This window comes from Devosia sp. (assembly GCF_036406155.1).
Classification (GTDB): domain Bacteria; phylum Pseudomonadota; class Alphaproteobacteria; order Rhizobiales; family Devosiaceae; genus Devosia_A.
Map to the genome: position 1 here is coordinate 1 of NZ_DASWVV010000227.1, position 6287 is coordinate 6287.

Consider the following 6287-nt stretch of genomic DNA (forward strand, 5'->3'; position numbering starts at 1 on the left):
GTCCGCGACAATGAAGCGAGGAGATCCGTGATGGCCGAGAGACACGCCAACCGCCCCGCCGCGCAAGTCGACCATCTGGTCGACGAGACCGCCTCGATCGTCGATGTCGAGGACGGCGCGCTGCTGGCGCCGTCGGACGACATCGAGGCGACGGTCGGCGCCACCGGGCCCGGCGCCTGGTGGCGCATGGGACTCATCGGCCTCGGCATCGTCGCCGCCATCCTGCTGGTGCTGCAGCTTCTCGGCGGCAATCCCGGGACGGCGGTGCAGCCCGGCACCCCGGTCGCGGCGCCGGCCGGCCTGCCCTAGCGTCGACGGCAAGGGCCCGGATCGCTCCGGGCCCGGTCCATGACGGGTTGCCGTCAGCCCTGGATGGGCGACAGCTGGATCTCGACGCGGCGGTTCTGCGCGCGGCCCGCCTCGGTGGCGTTGGAGGCGATGGGATCGCCCTCGCCCTTGCCCAGGATGTAGAAGCGCTGCTGGGCCACGCCCTGGTTGGCGAGCACCGTCGCCACCGCTTCGGCGCGGCGCTGCGACAGCTCCTGGTTGTAGGCGTCCGAGCCCGAGGAGTCGGTATAGCCGTAGACGTCGACCAGGGTCCGGTTGAACTTGCGCAGCACCAGGCCGACCGAGATCAGGGTTTCGTTGAACTGCGGCTGGATGCGCGCCGAATCCACGGCGAAGGTGATGTTGGAGGGCATGTTGAGGATGATCTGGCTGCCCACGCGCGTCACCGAGACGCCGGTGCCCTGCAGCTGCGCGCGCAACTCGGCTTCCTGCTGGTCCATGTAGGAGCCGATGGCCGCGCCGGTGAGCCCGCCGATGCCCGCCCCAATCAGGGCGCCGACGCGCGGGTCGTTGCCGGTCGCCGCCCCGGCGATGGCGCCCACCACGGCGCCGCCGCCGACACCGACCAGGGCCCCGCCCGCCGTGTTCGAGATCTGGGTGTTGCCGGTATAGGGGTTGATGGACGTGCAGGCGCTGAGCGTGAGCGCGGCAAGCCCGGCAATGAGAATTCTGAACTTCATCAATACGTCCCCTGGCTGAAAGGTGGCCTGTTCTTGCGGCGGAATGCGGCGGGAAGGTGTCGGGGGCGGCTCCCCGCCCTTCCCCGGCCACCTGTCTTACCCGTGTGCCCGGCCGCCGTCGACCACGAAATCCCGGGCGTGCGGCGACTGCGGTCCTAGGCTGCCGGCTCGCCGGGCGCAACGTCGGCCTGGTCGCCGGCGCCCTCGTCGTCGCCGCCTCCGGCCGCCGCTTCGATCGGCGCGGGTTCGGGCGCCAGGCCGGCCGTCATGGCATCGGGGGCGGGAGCAACGACAGGCGTCACCAGCACCTCGATCCGGCGGTTCTGCGCGCGACCGGTCGCGGTGTCGTTGGGCGCAACCGGTCGCTTCGAGCCCATACCGCGGGCGGACAAGCGGTCGTTGTCGATCCTTTGGGAGCGAAGGTACATCGCCACCGCGTCCGCCCGCCGCTCGCTCATCGGCTGGTTGATCCCGTCGCCACCGGTAGTGTCGGTGTGGCCGGTCACTTCGATGACCGTCTGGTCATATTTGCTCAGTACGCGACTCAACCCGTTGAGCACGCCAAAGAAATCCGACCTGATATCGGAACTGTTCGTGGTGAAGGTGACGTCGCCTGGCAGCGTCAGCTGGATCTGCTGGCCGATCCGGGCCACGGCAACGCCGGTGCCCGCCATCTCGGTCCGCAGTTCTGCCTCCTGCCGGTCCATGTAGTCGGCGACCTCGCCGGGGGCCAGGCCGACCGGCCCGGCGTCCAGCGCCAGCCGGATGCGCGAACCGGGGGAACCGACGAGGGACTGGAGCGCCGTCGCTGTCGTCAGGCGGCCCGACGATTTGCCGACATCGTTCGTCGCGCAGGCGCCCAACGCCATGGTCGCTGCGACGGCGACCAACATCCAAGCCTTCAACCACGCCCCCGCCCGGCGCGGTGCTGCTGCAGCAGCCAGGTCCTCGCGCCGAACTCGACTTTAGCCGTGCGCCCAGCCGCCGTCGACAATGAAGTCCTGCGCCGAGATCATCCGGCTGTCGTCGGCGGCGAGGAACAGCGCCATGCGTGCGACATCGGCCGGATAGCACCTGCCCTCGAGCGCTTGCGACGCGTCGATCAGCCGGTTTTCCTCCGGCCCTACCCAGTGGGTGAGCTGGCGCTCCGTCATGATCCAGCCGGGCACCAGCGTGTTGACGCGAATGCCGTGCGGGCCCAGTTCGCGGGCGAGCGAGCGCGACATGCCGTGCATCGCCGCCTTGCTGGCGGTGTAGGCGGTCAGGTGCGGCGACATGATCATCCAGCTGATGGAGCCGAAATTGACGATCGAGCCCCTCCCCGCCGCGATCATGCCCGGGATCACCGCCTGGGCGGCGAAAAAGGCGTGCTTGAGGTTGACGGCGATGCGCTCGTCCCAGAACGCGGGCGTCACCTCGTCCCATTTGTGCCGCTGGTCGTTGGCGGCGTTGTTGAGCAGCGCCAGCGCCGCGCCGTGCTCGGCCTCGAATGCGCGTATGGCGGCCTGGTAGGCGGCGGTATCGGTGATGTCGCATTCGTGGAAGCTGACCGTGCACCCCGCCGCCGCAAGCTCGGCCGCGAGCCTGCGCCCCGCCTCGCCGGCGATGTCGACGAAACCGACCTTGCTGCCCTGCGCCGCGAATTCGCGCACCAGCGCCTCGCCGATGCCCGAGGCCCCGCCCGAGACGACCACGGGCCTGCCGTCGAGGCTGGGATAGCGGGCAAATCCGGTGTCGACCATCGCGGCTCCTCCCCGACGCCGCTGGCGCGGCTCAGACGTCGTCGTCCTCGGCGACCGTGCGGCCGGCCGGCGCGATGTCCATTGCCTCGAGCCGGTCGAGCAGCGCCGCGACCTTGTCGACATTGGCGATGTGCCGCTGTTCCATGGAAAAGCTCAGCGTCACGAACTTGCGGCCGGGGCAGAAGGTGACGATGTTGGTGGCCGGGTGCCAGGCGCCGCAATAGATGGGTTCCATCATGCCATGCGTCATCGGCCCGTAGGTGCGGTGCGGCGGCACCAGCGTCAGCACCACGTGGATGCCGCCGTTGAAGCGCCAGAAGCGCTGGCCCGGGAGCCTCCCGCGGGTGATGCGGTTGATGCGGCGCAAAGTGCTGAACATCGCCAGCATCATCACCTGGAACTTGGTGAGGTCCTTCTGCTCGATGCGGTCGACGGTGTCGTCGATGGAGCGGACATAGGCGACGAAATCGTCGCTCCACTTGAACTTGGCCTCGAGCGCGCGCACCCGGAAGAAATCGTCGTCGGCGTCATGCCGCTTGCCGTCGAGCATGGTGTAGGCGGCGCCGATCACCTTCTTGCTCATGTGCTTGTGCTCGCCTTCGCCGTTGAGGGCGTGGGTGACGAGCGCGAACATCAGCGAGCGCTGGCGCACGCCGAGCTTGTTGGCGAGGAGGCGCAAGCGGTGCCGCTCCAGGGCCAGGGTCCGGAATCCCCACGGCTTGTCGGCCGGCGCCAGCAGGTTGGCGAGGATGATGTAGGTCCAGGTCATGGCCCAGCCGCGCAGCTTGCCCCTGAGCCGCGAGCCGAGCGACACCTTGTTGGACTTGTCCGACATGATGCCGTGGCTGGCCGATTGCGAGCGCGTCAGCAGCGCCGAATCCGAGCCCTCGAGCAGGGAGTGGCTGGAGCGCACCTGGATGAGCGCGGCGCGGCCCTGCGCATCGGGGCCGCCGCGGCGGGTGAGCACGGCGACGCGGAACAGCGGCAGGTCGTCGCGCTCGAAGATGTCGGCCGACTTGCCCAGCCACTTGTCGGGATAGCCGTCGAACTCGTCCACCTCCTCGAGCGAGGTGATGGCGTCGAGCAGGTGCTGCGGGAAGGGCTGGCCCGGGCGCGCGCCGACGAAGCCGTGCGTCAGTTGCGGGGCGAGGTTGACCATGTCGGCGACGAGGTTGGTGAGGCCTTCGCGGTCGAAGCCGATCCTGGAAAAGGCGGTGAAGAACACCGTGTCCCGGCCCTCGTAGAGGAACCACTGGAAATCGGTGAACAGCGCCTGCGGGTGCGCGGCGACGGCGGCGCGGGCGCGCTCCAGCGCCTCGGCGTGATCGCTGGCGAAGCTGCTCGACGAGAAACTCTTCACGACGTATCTCCCATGCGGCCCGGTTAGACAGTATCGATACTAGCTGGCCGCCCGGAACGGTCAATGAAATCGGCTCAATCTGCTTAACTGGCGGGGGCGAGACCGTGCAAGCGCCGCGCCGGCGCCATCCACACGCGCCGGCGGCACGGGACGGTGGGCGCCGCCGCCCACGCCAATTTTGCGGCGCGAAAACGCCCGCCGTCGGTTGGCAGCACCGGCCGGATTGATTAGGATGGCGCCGGGCGCGACCCGGCAAGTCCCGCTTGATCAAGGGCTTGGGCCGGAGGCCGCGCGGCGAATTGACCTATGTCAATGTTGCCCGGCGAGGTCTAGCTAGCTAGGTCTCGATGCCAACGCGGCAGCGTCCCGGGACGGCTGGCCGGTAAACAAGGCAAGGCTGATGGATTACCACGGGATCTTCGAAGACGCTGTCGACGCCCTTCGGCAGGAGAAGCGCTACCGGGTATTTGCCGATCTGGAACGGATCGCGGGGCGGTTTCCGCGCGCGGTTTACCGCGACCAGTCGGACAATGCCCGCGAGATCACCATCTGGTGCTCCAACGACTATCTGGGCATGGGCCAGCATCCGGTGACCATCGCCGCCATGCAGCAGACCGCCGCCGGGCTCGGCGTTGGCGCCGGGGGCACCCGCAACATCTCCGGCACCAGCCGGCCGCTGGTCGAGCTCGAGCGCTCGCTCGCCGACCTGCACCGCAAGGAGGCGGCGCTGGTGTTCACCTCGGGCTTCGTCTCCAACGAGGCGGCGATCTCGACCATCGCGCGGCTGCTGCCCGACTGCATCATCTTCTCCGACCAGCTCAACCACGCCTCGATGATCCAGGGCGTGCGCCAGAGCGGCATGGAAAAGAAGATCTTCCGGCACAACGACACCGGCCATCTGCGCGAACTGCTCGCCGCGGTGGACCGCAAGCGCCCCAAGCTGATCGTGTTCGAGTCGGTGTACTCGATGGACGGCGACGTCGCCCCGATCGCCGAGATCTGCGACCTCGCCCAGGAGTTCGGCGCGCTCACCTATATCGACGAGGTGCATGCGGTGGGCCTGTACGGGCCGCGCGGCGGCGGCATCGCCGAGCGCGAGGGCCTGATGGAGCGCATCGACGTCATCGAAGGCACGCTGGCCAAGGGCTTCGGCGTCATGGGCGGCTACATCGCCGCCAGCCGCGTCATCATCGATGCGGTGCGCTCCTACGCCCCCGAGTTCATCTTCACCACCGCCCTGCCGCCGGCGCTGTGCGCCGCCGCCCGCGCCTCCATCGAGCATCTCAAGGCCTCGAGCGCCGAGCGCGACGGCCAGCAACGCCAGGCGCAGCTGACCAAGGACATGCTGCTCGACGCCGGGCTGCCGGTGCTGCCCACCAGCACCCATATCGTGCCGGTGATCGTGGGCGACGCGCGGCTGTGCAAGGCGGCCAGCGACATGCTGCTCGACAAGCACAACATCTACATCCAGCCGATCAACTACCCGACCGTCCCCAAGGGCACCGAGCGGCTCCGCATCACCCCGACGCCGCTGCACAGCGACGAGATGATCATCGAACTGCGCCACGCGCTGGTCTCGGTCTGGGCCGCCCTCGAACTGCCGCGCGAGCGTCCGGCCGAACGCGTCACCGCCCAGAAACTCACCACCGGCGACCTCACCCTGCCAACCATCGGCGGCTGATCGCGCATCGACATCGCCGGCGTTTCGTTGTCTCCTGCGGGCACGTCCAGGACGCAAGGAGGGCGCCATGAAGATCGGCATCGTCTACGGCAGCGTCTTCGGCAATACCGCCGAGATCGCCCGCGCCATCAAGGCGGCGCTCGAAACCGCGCACGAGGTGCTGCTGCTGCCCGTCGGGCAGGCGGGCGCCGATATCGCGTCGCGCGTCGACCTGCTCGTCGTCGGCTCGCCGACGCGCGGCTTCCGCCCGACCCCCGACATCGCCGAGTTCGTCGCCGGGCTGCCGGCGGGCAACGGCGCACGGGCGGCAGCCTTCGACACGCGCATGAATCCCGACGACGTGCATCCGGCGCCGCTGCGCTGGATGATGGATGCCGGCGGCTATGCGGCCGAGCGGATCGCCACGACGCTGCGCGAGCGGGGCTACGACGTGATCGCGGAGCCGGCCGGCTTTCTCGTCGGCGGCGCCGAGGGCC

7 protein-coding genes are annotated in these 6287 nt (G+C 69.1%); 3 read left to right on the forward strand and 4 right to left on the reverse strand.

Annotated features, from left to right (window positions below):
• Nucleotides 1-30 precede the first annotated feature (30 nt).
• Nucleotides 31-309 carry a hypothetical protein gene (locus tag VGD93_RS15960; protein ID WP_395013158.1) on the forward strand — a complete coding sequence of 93 codons (279 nt, stop codon included), beginning with the start codon at nt 31-33 and terminating at the stop codon, nt 307-309.
• Nucleotides 310-362: 53 nt separating this feature from the next.
• Here VGD93_RS15960 and VGD93_RS15965 read toward each other — a convergent pair whose 3' ends face one another.
• From VGD93_RS15965 to VGD93_RS15980, 4 genes are all read right to left on the reverse strand, one after another.
• The gene (locus VGD93_RS15965; protein ID WP_395013159.1) at nt 363-1028 is read right to left on the reverse strand and encodes an OmpA family protein; all 666 of its coding nucleotides are present in this window, start codon (nt 1026-1028) and stop codon (nt 363-365) included.
• A 155-nt stretch (nt 1029-1183) separates the two neighbouring features.
• Nucleotides 1184-1921 carry an OmpA family protein gene (locus VGD93_RS15970; protein ID WP_395013160.1) on the reverse strand — a complete coding sequence of 246 codons (738 nt, stop codon included), beginning with the start codon at nt 1919-1921 and terminating at the stop codon, nt 1184-1186.
• A gap of 72 nt (nt 1922-1993) precedes the next feature.
• The gene (locus VGD93_RS15975) at nt 1994-2770 is read right to left on the reverse strand and encodes an SDR family NAD(P)-dependent oxidoreductase (RefSeq protein WP_395013161.1); all 777 of its coding nucleotides are present in this window, start codon (nt 2768-2770) and stop codon (nt 1994-1996) included.
• A gap of 31 nt (nt 2771-2801) precedes the next feature.
• On the reverse strand, nt 2802-4130 hold the full coding sequence (locus tag VGD93_RS15980) for a hypothetical protein (RefSeq protein WP_395013162.1): 1329 nt from the start codon (nt 4128-4130) through the stop codon (nt 2802-2804).
• Between the two features lie 400 nt (nt 4131-4530).
• On the opposite strand from VGD93_RS15980, the gene hemA reads away from it, so the two are divergent.
• Both hemA and VGD93_RS15990 read left to right on the forward strand, forming a co-directional pair.
• Entirely contained in the window at nt 4531-5811 is a 1281-nt protein-coding gene (gene hemA, locus VGD93_RS15985; protein ID WP_395013163.1) for a 5-aminolevulinate synthase, read from the forward strand.
• 67 nt (nt 5812-5878) lie between these two features.
• On the forward strand, nt 5879-6287 hold a 409-nt coding region (locus VGD93_RS15990), incomplete at its 3' end, for a flavodoxin family protein (protein ID WP_395013164.1).

Coding starts and splice junctions, on each gene's coding strand:
- VGD93_RS15960 (WP_395013158.1), top strand. CDS start 31: ATGGCCGAGAGACACGCCAACCGCCCCGCCGCGCAAGTCGACCATCTG.
- VGD93_RS15965 (WP_395013159.1), bottom strand. CDS start 1,028: ATGAAGTTCAGAATTCTCATTGCCGGGCTTGCCGCGCTCACGCTCAGC.
- VGD93_RS15970 (WP_395013160.1), bottom strand. CDS start 1,921: ATGTTGGTCGCCGTCGCAGCGACCATGGCGTTGGGCGCCTGCGCGACG.
- VGD93_RS15975 (WP_395013161.1), bottom strand. CDS start 2,770: ATGGTCGACACCGGATTTGCCCGCTATCCCAGCCTCGACGGCAGGCCC.
- hemA (WP_395013163.1), top strand. CDS start 4,531: ATGGATTACCACGGGATCTTCGAAGACGCTGTCGACGCCCTTCGGCAG.